Consider the following 21,051-nt stretch of genomic DNA (forward strand, 5'->3'; position numbering starts at 1 on the left):
TCTTATAAAATTGATAAGCCACCATTTAACTTTCGCCTGCTATCTAATTTCCAAGTGCTATTCACCCTATTTATGTTCATAACACGGATCGTACCTGCTGTTGCCTGTTCCTCTGTTTCAAATAATAAAGCTGCTTTCATTTTGCATTGTATATCTCTCCTTAAATCAGTTTTAAATCTCAATATGTTATTACCTGTGTTACTCTGCTCCACAAATACCGTCGGTACCTTTATTCGTTCTGCTCCTTTAACAAATTCTGAAACATTCGCTTCCAGTCTGGATCTTATCGGGTAAAAGTCGATAAATTCTCTACTGTTATACCCATTCAGCCTACAGCTGCCATTTAACGGCCAGAGATTATCCAAATATAAGTACGAAAGATTGTAGCGAGGATAAAAACCTATCCGGTAGCGGATTGAATTTTTACAAGAAGTCTGAAAATTATAGTTTCCAGAATATTTACTGAAAAAAACTGTTTCCAAATTAGCTGGTACCATTTCTTGAATCATTCCTTGAATACTTTTTAAGACTGTTATTGGTCTCTCCTTCACTACAAGCTTCAATTTATAAATATGATGAAAAATATATAATTCGTAGTCTTCACCTAACAAAGCCGTTAGCTGCTCTCTTAATTTACTTCTGGAGTAAGGAAGTTGGTAATTCCAATTTGCCAAAACTGCTGATCTTCTCTCATCAAGCGTAAATTGAGGATCTGGTTTTAAATCTAAAAACTGCTCCCATTTCTTTATTCCCTGATAGTCTGTCGTCAAAATGAATCCAGCTTCCCAAATATACCGGCAGCTATCATAAAGATTTTTGAGTTCTTCCGCCTCTAGTTTCGCGATAGTGTTAAACTCAACAATTTCCTTAACGTACTCTGGGAAATAAGAGTTTAAATCATTTTCCCTCCGATCATACATGAATCTCACCTCTCACAGCTATTCTATCCGATGGAATAACATAATTTTCACTTTTCCCATTGATGTATGTATCAAACACATCAAGAATTCCTTCCACATCCAGCAGTTTGCTTTCAATTCTGGAAATCCTCACTACGTTTTCACTAAACTCCTGCCAGGATTTGTTTAGTTCCGCCAGGTAACCATCGATCGTATTACTGATATCATCATAGCACCGACCGGCATCATACCCTGTCTGATATGTAATATTAGTTACAATGGATATTTTCTCCCCCTCTGCGCCAACTACAGTTACCTCATGGCCAATGGGGGCCAGTCCATAACCCTTCCCTTGATTCGGCTCCGGGTCAATTTGATCCTGTACTGTTTGAATCAAATCTTCAGTAGGAATACTAAAAGATGAGTCAATAATAACCAGCTTCACAGTTCCACCACCGGCCCATGCAGGAAAGACTTTTACCCCTCCCACTCCAGAAATTGCAGATACCTTTTCTTTATAATCTGCTATATTTCCACCATACGCCTGTGATTTTAAACTATTAAAATATCGCTTGCGAAATCGCTCTGTTTCTTCCTCATCTTCTCCAGGTATTAATAATTCCGTCAATTCTGCCTTTGTCAGCCCTTTTATATATTCAATAGGGATTAATCTGCCAAAGTTGCTGTTACCAGCTGCTCCGATTGTCTCACATCGCATTCTGTATTCACCGATACCCAATCGTTCTACAGCTGTATAGTTTAAAACATCTGATGAAAAACGACTACCAATGGATATTTCTACATTGAATTCTCCTTTTAATTCTGCATAGGTAGCTGCTTTTGGTATTACTCCACGCTCTGCTGCCCTACGAATTAAAAATTCCCGACTTGCTGAATCAGCAAACATTTCCTTTAAAACATGATCCAACTCAATATATGTAATTGCAATTTCCGCTGCTGATGGAGCTAAAGCTGTGTAAATGACAGATCCTTCCCTTCTATCCAGTTCTTTTGGAACCCGATCCAGCATTCGTTTCAAAATAACTTCATACGTCATATCCTCATACATTAAATGTTCACCTCCTTCTCAACTACGATTTCTCCCAAAATGGTATGAACCATAAACCTTACATGAAGCGACTGCCCATTGCTTTCAAAAGAAAACGTATCAACACTCTGTATCCGGTCATCCTGCTGCAACGCTTCTTTGATTCTCTTTTTGATCTTTGCCTTTACCAGCCCTGTTGATTTTCCAAATAAGTTTTTAAACTCCACACCATAATTCCAGCTGTAAATCAGCCAATCGAACCGTTCTGTATTAAGAATACAGAACACGGTTTGCCTTATCGCCTCCAAGCCATCTACAGTTCCGACCACGCGCTTTGTTTCCGTATCAAGACGAAAGGTTTTTGACGGCATCTGGACCACCTTAATATCCTGCTCTAAAATATTACCTGTCACCGGAAGCATGGCAACACCTCCTTTCCTACCACGTACCCATTACCACATACTGTTGCCCGCCTCTCTTCTGAAGCAGAAGCACCTTTTGACCTGCTTTTAACCCATCTTTTACAGTTACAGCCACCTGACCGATTCCAGGAATATTCATTTCCTCCGTATGGTCCGTAAATTGTTTCAGCAGAATGATCTGTGATTCGGACAGGATTGTCTTCTGATCAATTTGTATTTCCATAGGATTTACTTTAATTACAGTTCCTGGTATCACGTCACATGGATCTCCCGCTTCGATTGCCTGAATTACGATCCGTTTTATATTTTCGATCCATTCCACATCAGCCACTGACCTTCGCCCCCCTTAATGTCAAATCCATGGTATGTACTCCCTCATCAATTTTATGGGTCACAGACTCGATCACCAGATAATTTTTCAACTCCATGTCCTTTATATCCAGGAACACCGGAATCAGGCAGCCCGCCCGCACCCGGATATCTCCAAAAGCATCCTTTACAGTCAAAGTCCTGGAAGGGCGGTTATACAAAGTTAAATATGTTTCCGCTATGGCCTGGCCGTCTACCCCTTTATCAATGGACTCGTCTTTCTGGAGAATTCCCCATTTGTTGATATTTTCAGTATGTTTTGTCATATAGATTTCTCTTTGCTTTGTATCATTGTTGTCACAATACAGTTTGATCTGGTTGTAAGTATTGCTGTCAATGCTGACCTTATAGTCATAATCCTGAGCCGCCTTGCCATCAATCATGATGTCAAGCTTCATGTTATTCATATTTTTCAAAGTCAGTTTTCCTGCATCGTCATAAAATGTAAACAAGTTCTTTGTATGTATCATAGCGAGATCCAGATTGTTTAAAATAATATCAAACAGGGTTTTATCCTTTTCTTTTCTGGAGATTCGTTCCCCTGTATCCTCTAATTCTCCTGTGTTTAGATTGTAATCCCTGGCTATCATCTGGATCACCTCTCCTGCAGTTAAATCCGTGTAATTATAGGTATCTTTATTTTTTAAATATCTCAGCTGATCATAAGCAGTAACCTTCATTTCCCCATCACTGCTCCAGTTACGCTCAAAAATAAATCCAAAGAAAACGGGTTTCCCATCCACATCCAGACGGAGGGCGTTGCCCTCCTCGATCTGGAGGCGTTTGTCCGGAACCAAGGTAAAAGAACACTTTCCGGGCTGCCCTCTGCGCTGAGTTTCCCAGGTAATGGCTCCTTTTACTACCGGCTCATATACGGTCTGACCGTTCTGGATATATAAATGTACTTCCATTTCCTACCTCCTATGGCATAGTGAGAACCTGCCCCGGATAAATAACATTGGGATTTGTTATTTTATCCCGGTTCAGATTATGGATTTCCTGCCACCGGCTCCCATTGCCAAGCTGTTTTTTCGCTATGGACCACAGACAGTCTCCCTTATTAACCACATAAGTTTTCACCGGCGGCGGTTCTCCCTGACGTTCCTCCTGCGGTTGTACAGACTCTATTTTCTGATTTTCTTCAACAATAGAAAAATTCATAATTTTAGTTCCATAATTTTTATATTCCTTCATTGTAAGGGACACTATGAGATCAAGCCCCTGACTCACATCATCCGTAACCTTATAATCTTCCAAAGTAACATCAATGCTGGTATCAAAAAGGCTGTTTCCTCCCGTTCCCTGGCGGATAACGGTGAATTCAAAAGGACTTTTGCCATCCTTCAACTCCTGAAGCCGTTCCAGAAAATCTTCTGCACTGTCAATGCTGCCATCCCAAACTGCGCTGGGATAATCCATTTGAGGAATTATTGCATCAATTCCGATTTCTGCAAGGCCAAAGGGCCTGATCAAATTGATTTCTTCGCCATTTATTAAGTTCACCGTCTTATTTTGCCCGCTATATTTAATAGGGATCTTTTCCGGCGGCAACGGGAGAAGCATATCATCAATATAAACTTCATATGCCATTAAAAGTTCACTCCTTCCGCAGCTGAAGCAAGAATTTCATTGGTAGCATCACCGAGTCTGCGATACATTTCATCAATATCAGCTACATTCTTTATGGTGTTGTTGTTATTCACATCTACTTTTAGTTCAGCAAGGGTAAATCGGTTGATGATTTCCTGTTCCGCAGCATCCCGCATATACTTTAACTCCTCATCCATGATATCCATTGAGTCTGCCATAGCTGCCGTATTCATAGCTGTATCTCCGGTACTTTGGGCAATGCTGTCAGTTACACCAGGCAGACCAGATTCTGAGGAATTCCTGTCAAGGAAACTATTTATCCCGCCAAATTTATCCTTTATGTTATCTCCCAACTCTCCTCCAAATTCATATCCGTTATGGGCTTTATCACCATAATTCCACCGTTTCAGTGGTATACCAAAATCAGCCAATACCTGATCCATGTCCAGTTTATCTGCTTTGACCTCATAGGTCCCGTTTCCATACTTTTCAGCAAGCTGATCGGCAAGATTAGATAAATTATCCCGCCAGCCTTTCACGGTATCTGCCATATGGGTACCAAATACAAAGTCCAGGCCCTGTGCTATCTTTTGTATAACGCCAAGAACTGTATCACCTAAATCTGCAAATAAGTGAATTACCGAAGCTACCGGATCATGAAACAGATTTCCGAAAAAGTTTGCAAAAGCTACCCAGCCATTATAAAAGTACTCAATAATCCCAAACCCGATTTCCAGGATTCCCATAAGAGCATTGGCTATAAATGCAACGGCTACCGCAATTGCGCCACATATCATCCCGGTTGCGCTGTAAGAGGTTCCGGCGAATTTATTAAAGGCAGCCACACCTGCATAAAACAGTCCTATCAAAATGATAATAAACATAATTATCCAATTAAGAGGGCAGGCAGCTAATGCTGCATTTAATCCGTCCTGGGCAGCTATCAATGCAATTATCGCTGCAGTCTCCGCCCAATCGCAGATCGTCTTCCACACTTGGCCAGCTGCATTCTTTATTGTAGCAATCCACCCATCTTTCAACGTTGCATTGTAAACAATCAACGCCCCAATAATTCCCCACAAAACAGGCTCTATCACAGGCCATACTTCTGCAAAAGCCCTACCCACGGTTCCGGCCACAAATCCAATGGTTCCAAAAATCCCGGTGATTTCACCGACATTTCCCTTAAGTCCGGCTGTAAAGCTGCTGATGGCTTTGGTCACATTGTCAACCATATTGCCTATAGGACCGGCAAGCCCCATATTGACTGTTTTAGCCAAAGAGCTCAGTGCACTGGCTGCATCATTGTATTTTACATTATTTAATTCTTCCAGATGTTCCGTTGACAGCTGTACGGAGCCATCCAAATTAGACAATGCCATAACCCCTTCGCTGCCTAACGCTCCCCAGGTGCTGCCAAACAATTTCATCCCTGCTACATTCCTTTTCACAGGATCTTCCATACTGCTTAAAGCGGCTATCGTCTGCTGGAATGCCTGCTTTGCCGTATCGCCACCGCTTCCGAAAGCTTCCGTCATCTTTGCAGCATCAAGCCCCAAAGCGGAAAAACCTTCCCGGGCGTCCTTTCCTCCTCCAACAGTCCTTGATGTAAATTCCTTTACAGCGTCGCCTAACGTGCTGACTGAAATTTCTCCATTCTGTGCTCCATTGACCAGCATGTTAAACATATCAGCTCCGCCAAGGCCTAAACTTTTAAACTGGGGAGAATATTCATTGATCGTATCCAAAAGCTCTCCGTTTTTATCAAGACCTGCCTGAGTTGCCTGCACGATTAAGTCCAATGACTGAGCACCGGTAACTCCAAACTGCGCTTGCAGCACTCCTGCAGTACGGATACTGTCTGCCAGGCTGTAACCAAAAGTATCTTCCAGGAGCAATCCTGCTCTTGTAAGCTGTTCCAGGCTGTTCCCTGTCTGTCCGGTCATCTGATGAATGGATGATAAACTCTTTGCGGCATCTTCCGGACTTCCGCTTATGTTATCCACGTACAGGTTTTTCGTGCTTTGTTTTGCCGCCTCTAAATCCTGTCCCTGCATTCCGGTCCTGGACTGTATGAGATTACCGGCTGCTTTTATATCATTTGCCTGGTTAAATATTTCCATTGGACTGGTGTTGATTCCCATCTTACCCAGACCAGATAATGCCTTATCACAGAGTTTCTTCATTTTCTGGAATTTGTCATTGCCTTCATCTATGCTTTTATTTAATTCTTCCTGCTGCTCTTTGGCTTGCACAATTACTTCCGTAACCTGTTCAAACTGGATTCCCATGCTATGGATATCCGTTACGGATGCTGATATTCCCGGCAGACCCATAAAATTATCTGCTGCCACCTGGAACTTTCGAAAGGACTCGCTAGTCATATTGATTGAATGATTGATCCTCGTTAATATGGAGGAGGCTCCATCCTGAAGCTGTATTGAGTTTTGTATTGTTGCCATATACCTTCCCTCCTTTCCTTTCTAGAAGAACACCTTGAAAGGTGTCCTTCCATTTTTCTATCTTTTCCCTGCAGACTTCGCCTTTTGTGCTTCTTTCTTATCATTTTCCAGTTTTAGCTGTACTGCAGCCATAATAAACGCCCGTTCATACCGGTCCAGGCTCAAAAACTCATGAGGCCATTTGTGGAGCTTGTGGAGGCAATAGTAGGCAATATTTGCTTCCATATCACCTCCTTCTATCAGTTTTTTGCCTCTTCCACCTGCTCTTCCAGAGTGATATCAAAACCATTTACCTGCTGAATGCGTTCCAGATAACCTGCATATTCCCCTGCAGTCAGCATGGCCTTTAAAAGCCCGTCTGCCCCCATAACGTGATAGGAATCCTGCAGTTCCTTATCATTTAAGTTAGGGTAAACCGTGCATTCTGCCGCCAGCTTTCCAAGATAAAGGTTATAATCCGTCTCCTGGGTATACTGTCCCTTTTTTCCGGTCACTGAAACCCGCTTTGTGCTCTCTTTTCTCAGAGCTTCATCCTCCTTAGAGGAAATTGCTTTAATCTCCCATTCCACCGGTTTTTTGTCCGGACCTAAAAAGCGTTTGGAGGCAACATATTTTTCATGCTCTGCCTTAACTGCGTTCTGGCTCAAAAAACAACTTAAATCTCCCATGTCCTCTTATCCCCTTTTTCTTTTACTGCATTCCCGCAAGGTTGCTGAATCTTTCCGGCATTTCCCAGCTTTCAAATGTGAATTCAAACTCATCTTCCAGATATTCCCCTGTTGCGTCAAATTTGGTGATAATGCCTCCATTTAAGTTGCAATCTTTTAAAATCACAGTCTGACGGCCGACCCTGGAAGCAGGATCCTCATTGGTTACCTGAATATCAAAATAAATATCTTTTCCAGTCTGCTGGAACTTGTATAAAATATCCCGGAAAATGCTTGTATTGTAATGAAAAGTAGCAGATCCGCTTCCCTTCATTCCCACGGTCTTATTTCCCTTCATGGCCCGTCCCAGAATCGGGATCTCTGATTTCACCTTTTCAATCTTTGCCTCCAGATTCAGTGCCTGCATAAAATTGTACCGCTCATTTTCAATTGTGATAAAACACTCTGCTTTTGTGGCGCTGATCGCGTCCCACGCGTCCATTGTAATATTGCTCATATTTTCTTACCCCTTTCTTATGAAACAACTACTGTCATGTATAAAATGCTCATGGAATTAATCGGTTTCACTGGTAAATTTACGACGACAGACCGCTTGTCCTGTCCCTTTTCCACGGTTACTTCTTCTGAATTCACTGCTTCAATGGCCCCTAACACCGCCAGCTGCTTTCCATATGTAACAATGTCATTCCAAAGACTTACCCGCCCAGCATCATCGTTTGAGATTTTGCCCAGATAACGTGTATGGAAAAGAGATGCAATATCATTTCCAATCTGATCCAGAACACGTACCGTCTGGTTGTTAGAGAAATCTTCTCCCTTTTCCTCCGTATAAGTAACCAATGTGTTACTGTCAGTCAGAACCCGTATTTCACTTCCTACCTTGTGAAGCATGAGCTTGCCCGCTTTTATGGCATCAGCAAGCTGGGCCTGAGTATAGGAAGTCTTAACTGTATACTCGCCGTCATAAACCTTATTTTCAATGGTCTTGTTGACAGCACAAGCCGCTTCTGCACCGGCAGCCCAATAAACAAGCCCTACAGCTGATTCCTCTGCTTCATTCTCCACGGAAATGACTCCCTCGTAATCAGCCTTGGAATACTGGTGTAATACTGTCTGGAACTTAACGCCGGCCTCATCCCTCATGCGTTTTGTAAATGCTGTAAACAAAGCCTTCACATTATCGTCTGCGGAAGGGCAGCAAAGAATCTGGAAGAAGGCATTTTCCATCTTTTCCAGGAATTCTGCGTAGTCCTCTCCTGTCACATCAGCGCCATTGGTGCCTCCTGTAAACGGAAGCCCTGCCGTCTCTGCCAGAGCAGACTCCTTTTTAAATATCACATAGCTGTTATCCTTCAGTTCTCCTGCTTCTGTGATCGTCTGGCAATCAATTTCTCTTCCGGCAAGCAGTGTTTTTACATCAAATTTGGAAGGATCATCCACGTTTTTAGAAATAATTGTCATCAGGCTGTTTCCACGAATACCTGAGTACTTTGCCGTGCCGTAATCATTGGCCCCATGTACCCCTGCATTCAAGCGGTAGAAAATACCTTTTGTCATATTTCTGAAAAGCTCTCTTACTGGAAGCATCGCTGCATCGTTCATTGCATAGCCAAAAATTTCTTTACACCTTTTTCGAAAATCCTCTGCGGTAACCTCAAACACTTCCTTCTCCGGTCCCCATTCAAGAACCATAGGGATTGCCGCCACTCCCCTGCTTCCCATGGCGGCACCAGCTGAAGCGGTACTGACAAAATTGATATATGCACCAGGAAATACCTTATTTTGAATTGTAAAATTTCCTCCACCTAACATACTTTCACCCTTCCTTTCATAAATCGATTCATAATTTCTTCTGCTTCTGTTGCAGAGTATACTTTTCTATCGTCAAGCAAAGCGCTTAATAAGTCCCTTTGATTGCGATACCTTTCCGAGCGGATCAGCTGATCCTTTGTGAAACGTGCAACGACAGTCCCGCCCGTTTCTTTTACACTTTTTTTTGCCACAACAACACCTCTTTCACTTTATTTTTATATCTTCCATGGATTCCTGCGATTCTCTGGCTTTTAAAATATAGACCTGATAATCAACCAGGAAATTTAAAGCAGCCTCCTCATATTTTCCCTTTCTGCTGCTGCCTCTTATTAAGGAGCCATCTTCCAGAGTAATGTATTCCAGCTTGTCCATCAGAATTTCCAGAACAAGATTCCTGTCCTTTAGCCGCTGTTCTGGATCCTGACAGTAATATTTCACATACACGCTCACGCTGCAGAAATAACGCTGACCGTTTACAGGTTTTTCTGATGTTTCCAGGAACCCGACCTCAAAATATGGTTCAGCAATTCCCTCCCCCAAGGGAATTGTACCGATCCTGGTCTCCGGAAAAAGCTCTCTTAGCCTTTTCAGGACTCCCTCCATGATTTCGTTATACATAAAATCCTCCTTTCATACAGCACCAGCCCTCCCTTTGGGCACCAGACTTTTCTCATACCGGGCATATTGCATTTGTGTGGGGCTCCTCACCTTCCCCCAATCTCCTATTTTCATTAAATGCTCCTTTCCTCATCGCTTGAAGTAGTCATTTTGTCTACTTTTCAGTAAAAAAATTTCATCTCTCTTTTTCAACGACGTAATCTTAAGTAACCGGCACAACTCCTTGATCTCTCCTGTCTTAAACTGGTTCTCATTGTTTACCTTCCGCCAAAATCCATAACTGGACAGATTCAATTCCATCGCGATCCAGCCCTTTTTTAGTCCGGACTTTTTGATTTCATCATTTAGCCGAACTGTATCTGTCATACTATCTTTCCCTCTCTTTTGTAGTCATATTGTCTACATTCGTTATCATACTCCACTGTCCCATATTTGTCAACAGTATTTTGAAATTTTGTTGAACTTTTTTCTACAACGTGACATAATGCTCCTACTGAGATAATCCTGTTGAAGCAGGAAAGATCATTAATAGAAGGTGGAAATAACCGGGGATATCCCAGGAAGAACCGGCTTTACTGTGGACTTCTTTTCATAATATATGTTACTGTTCATTATCTGAATAAATAATATTTTCGATCAACTCAGACAAATGGTAATATATCATTTACAGCGGCGCAACTTGCATAGTATAATATTAATAAAAAATTTGAGGAGATCGTATGGGATCTTATTATGTGATAAATGGATCTATAAATAAAAAGGCACTAAACAGCTTAAAAAAATATTTATATCCGCCAAAATTTACGTTTTTTTTGAATATGGCGATATTTTTATCTGGAATGCTGGCATTTCTCTTTTTCCTACTCAGAAGTTCTTTAATCACGAGTATCTTTTTTGTAGGTGCATTGTTTCTATATATTGAAAAAATCATCCTCAGGGAAATACTTATAAAAAAAGAACTCAACAATATATTAAAACCAGGGCAAAGTGATTTTAATTATAAATTGCATTTTTACAATAACTACCTGACAATATCGAAAGAAACAGAAGGATCTGGATTTAATATGGATTATTCAAATATCAGCAGAATTGTTGAAACAAAAAAATATATTGCTTTATTCACTCGTGAGAACATGTGTTTTCCTATTAACAAAATTTTTCTTAATGAAAATCATAAATATGAATGGCTGGATTATGTGGTAGAAAGGAATAATAAAATCAAATTATACAATATACAGTGAGGAGAATTAGCGTATGGAATATTCAATTGAGGCAGTAGGGATCTCAAATAAAGATTCTTTGATGGAAATAAGAAAATATCTGCTTCCTTGCTTTATTCGCCCTTTAACCGCAATAGTATGTGTTACTTTTATGTGTCAATCTGTGTATGAAATCCTCCATGCTTCGCCATTTATATCGTTTTTCTTTCTTCTTTTAGCTTTATCCGCTTATATAATATATCTCTACAGTTTGATTTCTATTGTTAATCGGTATATACAAATGATGAAAGGATATTTGCATACGGAAAATATTGTATACCAGCTTAGCTTTCGTGAAGACGACCTTTGCATAACGATTGCCGCCATGAATATATCTGTTCATGTCCCATATTCAGATTTTATCAAAATAGTTGAAACAAAAAACTTTTATTTCATTGCAACCAAGGCAGGAACCCCAGTGATCATAACAAAAGAATCGTTAATTAATATAACCAAAGAGGACTGGTTGAAATTTTTAAAAAAGAAATGTATCAGTGCTAAAAAGATAAAATTTGAGAAATAAATATGGAGAGAAAGGTTGCCTATGAAAACAGAGGCAACCTTCCTTTCTGAATTAAGCAAAGACAACTTGAGCAAGTTTACTTAAAATATTTGCAATAAGCGTGGCTAATCCTCCTGCTCCTGCCGCTATCACGCCTGCCTTAACTGCAATGACAACTGCAATAACTACCAATATTCCAGCTCCAACTTTTGCAATTTCCCATTTATATTTTTCAACAAATGCAAAGACTGGTTCAAACACAGAAGTACCTCCACCATTTTCAATTTTTACACAATATGTATATTTGAATGCAAATTCAATCGGTGGAAAACCATCTTTAACCTGGACTTCTTTTTTAATAGTGTATGCTATATACACCCAATTTCCTGTAGTGTCACTTCTTAGTCCTGATTCAAGCACAGAAGCACCTACTTCAACAGACGAATTTATATCAAATACAATGTCCAAGATGCTTTGGGCCTCTTCAAATCCCTCTAAGGAAATAGAAATCTTATCTTTAAGATCTATCTGCCCTGACATTGCCCTCCCATTGCTAATATCACATACTATAGAACCGGAGTTATTAGCACTATTGTCAAACAAAGTAGATTCTGCACTTGCCTCAACAATAATCTTGCTATCAGGCGGCACAGGAATTTCAACTGCCTGGTTTAACTTAATCTTATCAGACGGGAGTACGACATAACATACCTTTAAAAACTCCCTGTAATAATCCAGCAGTACACTTTCTATTTCTTTCTCTGTAGGTGGTTTTGGGACTTCTATCGCTTCCCCGCCATTGCTGCCATATCCGTCTATTGTAGAATGGTTACGGTTATATGTGCACTTCTGCACGCGATCCAAGCTTGTATTTCCCTCAATTGTTGTAATATATTTGTCATCGCCCTCAATTACGATACCGGTATGGGCAACTCTTCCAAGCTCGTTATTGTAAAAGAAAATAATATCTCCCCGTTTTGGAATATATCCACTATTACGCTTATAATATCTGTTTCTTTCTTTGTACCATGTCATACCTGACGGACACCATGCATAATTTGGAACCAAATCGCCAATAACACCAGCCTGATAAGCGCAATAAGAAACGAACATTGCACACCAAGCGCTTCCATTCATTCCGTACCACTGGCCGTAAGGAGTGATATTATTGGCGTTATCTTCTTTAAATTCCCACTCCAACTCATGTTTTGCAACATGAATCAGCTTTTCAACACCTTTGCCAGAAACGTTCACATGGTACATTTCAAAGAGTTTTTTCCATGTACCTCCACCTACAACACCATCTGCTACCAATCCATTTGCGTTCTGGAACGCAATCGCAGCATCACGAGTTTGGTTATCAAAAATTCCATTTAATGCCACCTGAAAGCCTAATTCATTGAGTAATCTCTGCAGATATAAGGTCAGAGAACCATTAGATCCAGCCTTTAATGTTGAGGATATTGTGCCGCTGCCTGAAGTCCCCCCTAAAAGCATAGCCTTTGTCGCCGTCCCAACCATACCATCGGCAGTTAAACCATTTTCTGTCTGATATTTTAGTACTGCATTATAAACCTTATCAGTTGCTATGCCGTCAACAAATCCAACATCATATCCCTTGTTCCCCAACGCAGTCTGAATTGGTGTAATATCTTTACGCATCTGCTCCCAGGTAGCTGTACCAACGATTCCATCCGAAGTAATGCCGGCTTTGGTCTGATAACGTTTTACACCAGCCTCAGTTCCAGCCCCAAAGACACCATCTGTGCCGTTTGGATTAATGCAATTAATCCGCAGAGCATATTGGAAATATAGAACTCTCGGCCCCCGTGATTTTAGTTTAAGCGGTAAAGCATCAGTAGCTCCATCTGGAATATCACTCATAAGAATATCATAGGTAGAAGGACCAACCTGACCATCAGCAGTTAAGTAATTCGCTTCCTGAAACTGCTTAATGGCTTCTGCCAAAGCAGATGTTGCAATACCATCAATTAAGGGAACGTTATAGCCTCTGTTTTGAAGACGCTTCTGTATTTCTATAATTAACTGTTTTAATTTATTCCACGTTGTAGTATCACATGTGCCAGTTTGAGCTATGCCGTATTTGCTCTGAAAATTTGATACTGCCGCCGCAGTACCAGATCCGTACACACCATCAATACTGCCTGGGCTGCAGCACATAATACGCAGACCGTGTTGTAGATATAAAACATAATCACCCTTATCTCCAGTACTAAGTGGAAGCATCAAATCATCTCCACCATTTTCATCATTAAATAACCTTGCGCGGGTAGAATTGCCTACCATACCATCGGCTGTCAATCCACGGCTTTCCTGGAAAGAAATGACAGCGCCATAGGTAGTTTCCTTAGCAATACCGGTAATTGCTTCTTTATAAAAGCCTTTATCCTTTAATGCCTGCTGAATCGGCTTAATTTCATCAACAAGGCAATTCCACGTCTTATCACCGACGATTCCATCAACCCCCAGGCCCCACTCTTGCTGAAACTTTTCAACTGCTGCCTGTGTGCCTGGTCCATAATCAGAATCAATGGAACCTGGATTGCAGCACATGATTTTTAATGCTTGCTGAAGGTATTTTACTTGAATACCCTTATCTCCGCCTTTTAATAGCATAAGTATCTCTCCTTTTTTATATTGATTGTGTTACTAGCTGCGATATTAATTGCAGTTTAATACTCGTATAAGATAATGGGAAAAAAATTGTATAATCTTAATCTTGAGTATTGTACTAGATTTCAACCTCTCTATGCTCATTTCTATTCTGCATATAAAACCTCCTTTCTCCGCCGCCAATTGTAGTCATTATGTCTACTTCGTCAGCAAAAAAAATTTTATCCTTCTTTTTCAATGACGTAATCTTAAGCAACCGGCACAGCACCTTGATCTCTCCTGCCTTAAACTGGTTCTCATTGTTTACTTTCCTCCAAAATCCGTAGCTGGACAAACCCAGTTCTGCCGCGATCCACCCCTTTTTCAGTCCGGACTTTTTGATCTCATTATTTAGCCGAACCGTATCTGTCATACGATCTCCTCCTCTTTTGTAGTCATATTGTCTACATTCATTATCATACTCCACTGTACCATATTTGTCAACACCGTTTCGAATTTTTGTTGAATTTTCTTCTACACCATGATATAATATTCTTATGGAGGTGATCCTTTGGAAATAGGACAGATCATTAAACGAAGACGGGAAGAACTTGGACTCTCCCAGGAAGAACTGGCAATAAAAGCAGGCTACAAATCCCGGTCTTCCATCAACAAGATCGAAGTAGACGGGAGGGGGCTTCCCCAGTCAAAGATTATAGCCATTGCCAATGCCTTAAAGACGACGCCGGCCTATCTCATGGGCTGGGAGAGTGATACTGCTTCCGCATTTAACTACGTAAGCGGCTGTTTTGGGAAATATGCAGGAGAAATGCTTGAGAATTTTCACCATTTAAATGAAAAGGGACAGAAGGAAGCCTTAAAACGCGTCAGAGAGATGGTCCATATCCCTGAATACAGCAAGGAACAAAACATTGCAAAAATTTTAAATGGAAATAACAGGGCTTACTTAGAACCGGTAGCAGCTCATGAAAGAACTGACATCAAGGTGACCGAAGAAATGAAACAGCATGATGATGCCTTTTTTGATGAATAAGAAATAACTCATTGAGGTGATTTATTTGAACTATGAATCTTTATTAGAAGAAGCGGATTCCCACGGAATCATCATAAAAGAACGGCCGCTCATAGCTAACGACGGCAGGATCAGAGGCACCCAGATCCTGATCCGCCAGGATATGACGGACTGCCAGAAGGCCTGTGTCCTGGCTGAAGAGCTGGGACACTACCATACCACTACCGGAGACATTCTGGACCAGTCTGATGTATCAAACCAGAAGCAGGAACGCACCGCCCGTTTATGGGCCTACAACAAAATGATAACCTTAGAAAGGCTGGTGGCAGCCAAGGAAGCGGGATGCCGAAATGGATATGAAATTGCGGAACACTTAAATGTGACGGAAGAGTTTTTACAGGAGGCCCTTCAATGCTATCAGGCAAAATACGGAAAAGGATTACAAAAAGACAATTACTTAATCCTCTTTGAACCTTTCAATATTTACAAGCTAGTGTGAGGTTTTCTCTGTCTTGTCGCCTCTCTGCCACATATACTATCCAGAGGTGATTTATTTATGCAATCCTGTGAACTTGTAATGCTTGTATCTTCCCTGGCTTGCTGCATCGCAGAAGGCCGGTCTTCCGATGAACTTGCTTTATTAAGCACAATATTCTCACAGCTTGGTGACACACTGGGTACCATATCAGCCCATCAGGATCTCTGCTGTGAATGCGATGATGAAAAAGACACCAGCGAATGTAAATGATAGCCATAAAAAGGGGATTTCGTAAAAATCCGATCCATAAAGAATGAAGTGCTGCATAACAGATGAACAATCATCTTAAAGAGCAGCGCTCCATTCTTACCCTTCAAGCAGAAAAGCAGATTCCGAAGAACCTGCTTTTCCTAATTGATTCAAAGCAATAAACCAGCTATACAATAAAATGAGACAACTCCTTATTCATTACCATCGGACGAGACCTTGGGAGCAGGATCCGCAGTGACTTTATAGGGACCTGCACAGGCCTCACCAGCCCTTTCTTCTCTGACCGCTATGAAATCCCCGGCAATGACCTTCAGTATATGAACAACGGGCACAGCCAAAATCATTCCCCATATCCCCGCAATTGCACCGCCTAAAGTGATTCCTATGACAATCAAAGCCGGGCTTAAGGAAAATGAGTTTCCCATAAGCTTTGGCTGTATCACATTTCCATCCAGCTGCTGGGTGACAAGTAAGACCAGGGCAGCGATTGCCCCAGTATTGATTCCGCTTGTGCATGCAATGATGATTACAGCACCAATGGAGCCAAAAATAGAGCCAAAATAAGGTACAATATTACAGATACCCAATATAATTCCAAGGGCTACCGAATATCTGGAACCAAGTATGGTAAATTCAACGGTAGTTATGGTACATAAAATCAAAGAATCTAAAAGCTGGCAGACAATGAATTTTTTAAAACTGTCATTGATTATGGTTCCGTATCTTAAAACTGCTTTCCTGACCCTTTCACGAAGAAACAAATTCATGAGCCGTTTCACCTGGAATTTAAAATTATGAGTTTCCAGGAGAAAATATATGGAAGCTACAATCGTAATAAATCCGCTGAAAATATGGGAAGTCACACCCAGAACCGCACTTAATGAACCCAATACTTCTTTCAGGCCGACTCCCTCCAGCATAGTTTTCCAGGCAGTCTGGGGCGGCAGAATATTTTCCACCATTTCCGACAGGCCCAGTTTTTCCAACGGCAGATGCTCCAGGAACATGATGGCATTATTATAGTAAATATTGAAGTTTGATATAAAATCCAATATGCTTTTCTGGAGCAGGGGTATAACCGTGTTTATGATCAGAACAACGGCAGCAATAAACAGGGCATAAATAATAAAAACGCTGATCCCTCTGGAACTTTTTCTAAAGGGACCAAATCCAGGCCTGTTCAAACGCCGTTCCAGGGCGGAACATGGAATATTTAACAGATATGCTATGACAAATCCATAAAAAAAGGGAATGAGCACCTTTGTAAATGATTTTAACCAAATCACTGCGTCCGAAAAATTTATAACAATTTTATAAAATATAATAACCAGCATGGCAAGCAGCAGTCTTGATAAAAATACTCTTATCTGCTCTTTTTTCAGTAAGTCTTCCATCCTGACCTCCTTTCCAAATAAAATAACCAGATTTTACCTGTTTTAATCCTTAAAGCCTAATATTTTTGTGTCAGCAGCAATTCCACTGCCATCCTGTCATTAAGCCTTCCTGTCTTCACAGCCTCTTCCGCTTCCACACACAAGTTTACATAAGACAAAATCTGTTCCCTGGAAAAGGTCCTTGCCTGAGGCATGATCTTTCCTGCTGCAAAGGGGGGGATTTTAAGCTTTGAGGCAATACCGCCCTTATCCATTCCCTTTCCCATCAGCTCCTTAACCTGCAAAATCTGATTAAACTGCCTGGCAATAAGAAACAGGATCCTCATGGGGGGCTCTTTCAAGGTTAGCAGGTCCTCATAAAGATCCATGGCCTTTTTGGTCTGCCGGTTCACGATCGCTGCCACCATGTCGAAAATCTTATTGGTCGTCCGAACCGTACAGATGGTTTCCACATCCTCATCTGTAATGACCTCTCTTCCCAAAGTATAGCTTATGAGCTTTTCCAGTTCCATGCGGATGTTTTCCATATCATCCCCGGTCATGTGAAGAAGCAGCTCCATGGTATGACCTGTGATCTTCTTCCCTTCCCTGGAGAGCAAAGTTCCCGCCCATCTGGCAAGCTGAGCCATATCCTGGCGTTCCATTTCAGCTGCATAACCCAGCTCCTTTACCTTTTTAAACATTTTGCTCCGCTTATCCACCTCTGATTCCACAAAGATCAGGCAGGTGGTATCCGGCAACTGGGACAGGTAAGATACCATTTCTTCAGAAACTGATTTAAAAAAGCCGCTGTTCTCCACCAGAATCAGGCGTTTTTCCGCAAAAAAGGGCATGGTATCCCCCAGGCTGATGATCTCCCGCACATCGATCCCCTTTCCTTCAAACTGATTGAAGTTCATGGTATCGCCTGCCGTAATGGCCGCCTTCATTTGATTTTTATAGCTGTTCTTCAAAAATGCTTCCTCTCCATATAGAAGATAGACCGGCTTGAAGCTGTGATTTTTGATATCCTGAGTCAGCGTCTGCATGATGTCATTCCTCTCATTTTTGCATACTGATGAGTTAAAGGATATGCCTGCATATCCGCTTAACTGGCATCTCAAGGTTGAAAGAAAGCCTTGTCCAACCTCATTTCCTCTTATTATACCGGGAGAATCCATCTCCGTCAATGAAACTTGTGAACCGGATCATTTCCCCATCCGTCCACATCCTTATTGCCCCGCTCACACCGGTTTTTAAAACCTCTGCCTTCTGTCTCTCCAAACGATCCAAAACTTCCTCATGAGGATGGCCGTAGGAATTGCCTTCCCCGTAGGATATAACGGCCCACCGCGGCTTAACCACATCAAGAAATGCCTGGCTGGATGAATACTTAGAGCCGTGATGCGCGGTTTTCAACACATTGACCTCTTCCAGCATCCTGATTTCCACAGGCCGCTCAAGAAGCCGTTCCTCCCCCCTTTCTCCCATGTCGCCGGTAAACAGCATATGGCAGTTTCCATAATCCATCTTAAGCACTTCTGATTCCTCATTGGTATTTTCCGGTACATCCGACTCTTTGGGGTAAATGCAGGTGATCCGGAGCTTTCCAACCTGAATTTTGTCTCCCCCAGTTAAGTACCATACCTTTGTCCCCCGTTTCCCTGCAAGCTCTGCCAGCCTGATCACGGACTTGTCCTGCCTTCCGTGGTAAGGAAGCATGAGATTTTGTATTCTTATGTCATCGCAGGATTCTAAAAGATATTCTACTCCGCTTAAATGATCCAGATCCCCATGACTGATAAACGCGTAATTGATCACGGAAACTCCCAGGCTCTTTATGCACGGTTCAAGGGTGTATTCTCCCAGAGATTTTTTTGAAGAACTTCCTCCATCCACCAGCACTGAAAACTTCTCCGTCCGAAGCAAAATGCCGTCCCCCTGCCCCACATCAATGAACAGAGCTTCCAGCCCCTTTACCGGGCCAGGCTTAAAGATTAGGATGCATAGGCAATACATCACAAAAAGAATAAGCATTTTCCCTGGATATGAAATTTCCTTTACCTTTGTTTTTTTATTCTCTTTTTCCTTCGTCTCAGTCTTTCCCTTTCCATTTTCTTTTTCTTTCTCCTCTTCCTTTTTCCTGGCCTCAGTTTTTTTCTTCTCCGCTTTCTCCCCAGCCTTATTTTCTCCTCCTGCCTCCCCCTGGTCATTCCCCGACACTGCCAAAAGCACCAGCCCTGCAAGCATCAGAAAAACATAAGCCATCATCCGTTCTGCCCCCGGTCTCCCGAAGGTCAGGCTATAGCCTGGAAGTTGGGACACTTTCCTGCAAAGGAACTCATATAAGACCAGAATATAATGTCCCGTTCCTGCTGCAAAAACACCCATGACAGGGCTTACATTTCCAAGAAAAATTACTGCGAATCCAGAGCAGAGTACGCCCCCCATCAGTGGGATCACAAGAAGATTAAGAAAAAGGCTGTAAAGCGGAATCTGATAAAAATGATAAAACAGGAAGGGCATGGTGACCATTTGAATGGCTAAGGCAGCGGACACAGTGCCTGCCAGGGGTTTTTCCTTCCCGATCCAGCGCTCTATTACAGGACTCACCCCTCCTATGGCAAAGACAGCCCCAAAGGATAGCTGAACCCCTCCCTGAGTGATAAGAAGGGGTGATTCAACGGCCAAAAGCAGGAGTGCCATGGAGGCGGCAGACAAAAGGTCATACGTCCTCCCAAGATAGGAGGCTAAAAATCCCGTGCTCATCATAATAACCGCTCTCATGACCGAAGGTCCTCCCCCTGTTAAAATTCCGTAGAGAACGATCAGAATCGTCCCGGCCAGACCGGAGCCGCCGTAGCCAAGGCCGGCTTTCCTGAGTATCCGGTAAAGAAATATCCCCACAAAGGACATGTGAAGGCCGCTGATCGCCAGAAGATGAGCGATCCCGTTTTTCTGATATAGAGTTTTAATCTCCCTGGAAATGCCGCCCTTATCCCCCAATACTGCGGCCGTAAAAATTCCGGCATCATCCTCTTCCCCATACCGGTAAAGGATTTCTTTCCCCCGCTCCCTGATCCGTCGCAGCCCCTCAAGCAGGGGAGAAGGATCAGAATTTACCATCTCCAGCTCCTCCCCGGAAAGCCTGCAGTCCAGTCCCTGTGCCTGATAATAGGCTTTGGAATCAAACTCCCCCGGATTTCTGGCCTGGGAGAAAGGCTGAGCCTCTCCTCTGATCCTTACGATCTGCCCCAGACATAATTCGTCTTCCTTCATCTGAAAGGTTGATTTCATTGTCACGAGAATGCCGGGAAGGAGAAGCCGGGAGTCTTCATTCCTTCCGCCTTTCCCATATTCCCACACCTGGTTCCCTTTCAAGGTGAGCCTCAATACCCCATTCACTTCTTCCAGTGATGACACCTTTCCCTGAACTTCCACATAGGCCTCTGATATTCGTTCTGCCTTTGCTTCCCGTCCTTTCCATCTTTCCCTGTCTTGCCCAGCCCAGGCCGCGCCAAGGAATAAAAAAAGAAGAGGCAAAAGAACCCAAAGCCGGTTTCTGCCTCTCCAATAACCATAAAGAACAATCCCGGCAGCTAAAAAAGCCGGAATCAAAAGCCAGGATGTCATAA

The 21,051-nt window shown here is 42.2% G+C and carries 24 protein-coding genes; 5 read left to right on the forward strand and 19 right to left on the reverse strand.

The genetic code is table 11. The features are described from left to right. Positions 1-2: 2 nt before the first annotated feature. The 14 genes from K401_RS0103275 to K401_RS33130 all read right to left on the reverse strand — a co-directional run bounded on the left by K401_RS0103275 (position 3) and on the right by K401_RS33130 (position 10,254). Positions 3-920, reverse strand: a complete 918-nt coding sequence (locus K401_RS0103275) for a putative phage tail protein (RefSeq protein WP_024291632.1) — start codon at positions 918-920, stop codon at positions 3-5. Next, positions 913-1,968, reverse strand: coding sequence for a baseplate J/gp47 family protein (locus tag K401_RS0103280; RefSeq protein WP_024291633.1), 1,056 nt, complete (start codon positions 1,966-1,968; stop codon positions 913-915). Before K401_RS0103280 ends, K401_RS0103275 begins: the two co-directional genes overlap by 8 nt. Beyond that, positions 1,968-2,369, reverse strand: a complete 402-nt coding sequence (locus tag K401_RS0103285) for a DUF2634 domain-containing protein (RefSeq protein WP_024291634.1) — start codon at positions 2,367-2,369, stop codon at positions 1,968-1,970. Before K401_RS0103285 ends, K401_RS0103280 begins: the two co-directional genes overlap by 1 nt. A gap of 16 nt (positions 2,370-2,385) precedes the next feature. Continuing rightward, on the reverse strand, positions 2,386-2,700 hold the full coding sequence (locus K401_RS0103290; protein WP_024291635.1) for a DUF2577 domain-containing protein: 315 nt from the start codon (positions 2,698-2,700) through the stop codon (positions 2,386-2,388). Further along, entirely contained in the window at positions 2,693-3,649 is a 957-nt protein-coding gene (locus K401_RS0103295) for an XkdQ/YqbQ family protein (RefSeq protein WP_024291636.1), read from the reverse strand. Before K401_RS0103295 ends, K401_RS0103290 begins: the two co-directional genes overlap by 8 nt. A gap of 10 nt (positions 3,650-3,659) precedes the next feature. Then, positions 3,660-4,328, reverse strand: coding sequence for a LysM peptidoglycan-binding domain-containing protein (locus tag K401_RS0103300; protein ID WP_024291637.1), 669 nt, complete (start codon positions 4,326-4,328; stop codon positions 3,660-3,662). Continuing rightward, positions 4,328-6,790 (reverse strand): phage tail tape measure protein, encoded by a 2,463-nt coding sequence (locus tag K401_RS0103305; RefSeq protein WP_024291638.1) that lies wholly within the window; start codon positions 6,788-6,790, stop codon positions 4,328-4,330. Before K401_RS0103305 ends, K401_RS0103300 begins: the two co-directional genes overlap by 1 nt. A gap of 57 nt (positions 6,791-6,847) precedes the next feature. Beyond that, a complete protein-coding gene (locus K401_RS33125; protein WP_166435253.1) occupies positions 6,848-7,015 on the reverse strand; it encodes a hypothetical protein in 168 nt (55 codons plus the stop codon). Positions 7,016-7,029: 14 nt separating this feature from the next. Continuing rightward, positions 7,030-7,458, reverse strand: a complete 429-nt coding sequence (locus tag K401_RS0103315) for a phage tail assembly chaperone (protein ID WP_024291639.1) — start codon at positions 7,456-7,458, stop codon at positions 7,030-7,032. Between the two features lie 22 nt (positions 7,459-7,480). Further along, positions 7,481-7,954, reverse strand: a complete 474-nt coding sequence (locus tag K401_RS0103320; RefSeq protein ID WP_024291640.1) for a phage tail tube protein — start codon at positions 7,952-7,954, stop codon at positions 7,481-7,483. A 17-nt stretch (positions 7,955-7,971) separates the two neighbouring features. Continuing rightward, positions 7,972-9,270 (reverse strand): phage tail sheath subtilisin-like domain-containing protein, encoded by a 1,299-nt coding sequence (locus K401_RS0103325; protein WP_024291641.1) that lies wholly within the window; start codon positions 9,268-9,270, stop codon positions 7,972-7,974. After that, positions 9,264-9,461: a hypothetical protein gene (locus tag K401_RS0103330; protein WP_024291642.1), complete on the reverse strand. Its 198-nt coding sequence runs from the start codon at positions 9,459-9,461 to the stop codon at positions 9,264-9,266. Before K401_RS0103330 ends, K401_RS0103325 begins: the two co-directional genes overlap by 7 nt. Positions 9,462-9,474: 13 nt before the next feature. After that, on the reverse strand, positions 9,475-9,888 hold the full coding sequence (locus K401_RS0103335; RefSeq protein ID WP_024291643.1) for a phage tail terminator family protein: 414 nt from the start codon (positions 9,886-9,888) through the stop codon (positions 9,475-9,477). A gap of 129 nt (positions 9,889-10,017) precedes the next feature. After that, positions 10,018-10,254 (reverse strand): hypothetical protein, encoded by a 237-nt coding sequence (locus K401_RS33130; protein ID WP_024291644.1) that lies wholly within the window; start codon positions 10,252-10,254, stop codon positions 10,018-10,020. A gap of 353 nt (positions 10,255-10,607) precedes the next feature. Here K401_RS33130 and K401_RS0103350 point away from each other — a divergent pair, with 353 nt between their 5' ends. Beyond that, positions 10,608-11,129, forward strand: coding sequence for a YcxB family protein (locus tag K401_RS0103350; RefSeq protein WP_024291645.1), 522 nt, complete (start codon positions 10,608-10,610; stop codon positions 11,127-11,129). A 13-nt stretch (positions 11,130-11,142) separates the two neighbouring features. Next, the gene (locus K401_RS0103355) at positions 11,143-11,670 is read left to right on the forward strand and encodes a YcxB family protein (RefSeq protein ID WP_024291646.1); all 528 of its coding nucleotides are present in this window, start codon (positions 11,143-11,145) and stop codon (positions 11,668-11,670) included. Between the two features lie 51 nt (positions 11,671-11,721). Here K401_RS0103355 and K401_RS0103360 read toward each other — a convergent pair whose 3' ends face one another. After that, positions 11,722-14,286 (reverse strand): peptidoglycan-binding protein, encoded by a 2,565-nt coding sequence (locus K401_RS0103360; protein ID WP_024291647.1) that lies wholly within the window; start codon positions 14,284-14,286, stop codon positions 11,722-11,724. 115 nt (positions 14,287-14,401) lie between these two features. Next, positions 14,402-14,695, reverse strand: coding sequence for a hypothetical protein (locus K401_RS0103365; RefSeq protein ID WP_024291648.1), 294 nt, complete (start codon positions 14,693-14,695; stop codon positions 14,402-14,404). Between the two features lie 138 nt (positions 14,696-14,833). Between K401_RS0103365 and K401_RS31705 the strand changes: the two genes are divergently transcribed. The 3 genes from K401_RS31705 to K401_RS0103380 are packed head-to-tail and all read left to right on the forward strand — an operon-like array spanning position 14,834 to position 16,043. Then, entirely contained in the window at positions 14,834-15,316 is a 483-nt protein-coding gene (locus tag K401_RS31705; protein WP_024291649.1) for a helix-turn-helix domain-containing protein, read from the forward strand. A gap of 16 nt (positions 15,317-15,332) precedes the next feature. Next, positions 15,333-15,794 (forward strand): ImmA/IrrE family metallo-endopeptidase, encoded by a 462-nt coding sequence (locus tag K401_RS0103375; RefSeq protein WP_334291565.1) that lies wholly within the window; start codon positions 15,333-15,335, stop codon positions 15,792-15,794. Between the two features lie 57 nt (positions 15,795-15,851). Next, positions 15,852-16,043, forward strand: coding sequence for a DUF6774 domain-containing protein (locus K401_RS0103380; protein ID WP_024291651.1), 192 nt, complete (start codon positions 15,852-15,854; stop codon positions 16,041-16,043). Positions 16,044-16,234: 191 nt separating this feature from the next. Here the strand turns inward: K401_RS0103380 and K401_RS0103385 are convergent, their stop codons facing one another. The 3 genes from K401_RS0103385 to K401_RS0103395 all read right to left on the reverse strand — a co-directional run bounded on the left by K401_RS0103385 (position 16,235) and on the right by K401_RS0103395 (position 21,049). Then, positions 16,235-17,437, reverse strand: a complete 1,203-nt coding sequence (locus K401_RS0103385) for an AI-2E family transporter (RefSeq protein WP_024291652.1) — start codon at positions 17,435-17,437, stop codon at positions 16,235-16,237. Positions 17,438-17,493: 56 nt separating this feature from the next. After that, on the reverse strand, positions 17,494-18,465 hold the full coding sequence (gene holA / locus K401_RS0103390) for a DNA polymerase III subunit delta (protein ID WP_024291653.1): 972 nt from the start codon (positions 18,463-18,465) through the stop codon (positions 17,494-17,496). 100 nt (positions 18,466-18,565) lie between these two features. Beyond that, positions 18,566-21,049 carry a ComEC/Rec2 family competence protein gene (locus K401_RS0103395; RefSeq protein WP_024291654.1) on the reverse strand — a complete coding sequence of 828 codons (2,484 nt, stop codon included), beginning with the start codon at positions 21,047-21,049 and terminating at the stop codon, positions 18,566-18,568. Positions 21,050-21,051: the final 2 nt, after the last annotated feature.

Origin of the sequence: Lacrimispora indolis DSM 755, assembly GCF_000526995.1 — a bacterium.
In the GTDB taxonomy this organism is placed as follows: domain Bacteria; phylum Bacillota; class Clostridia; order Lachnospirales; family Lachnospiraceae; genus Lacrimispora; species Lacrimispora indolis.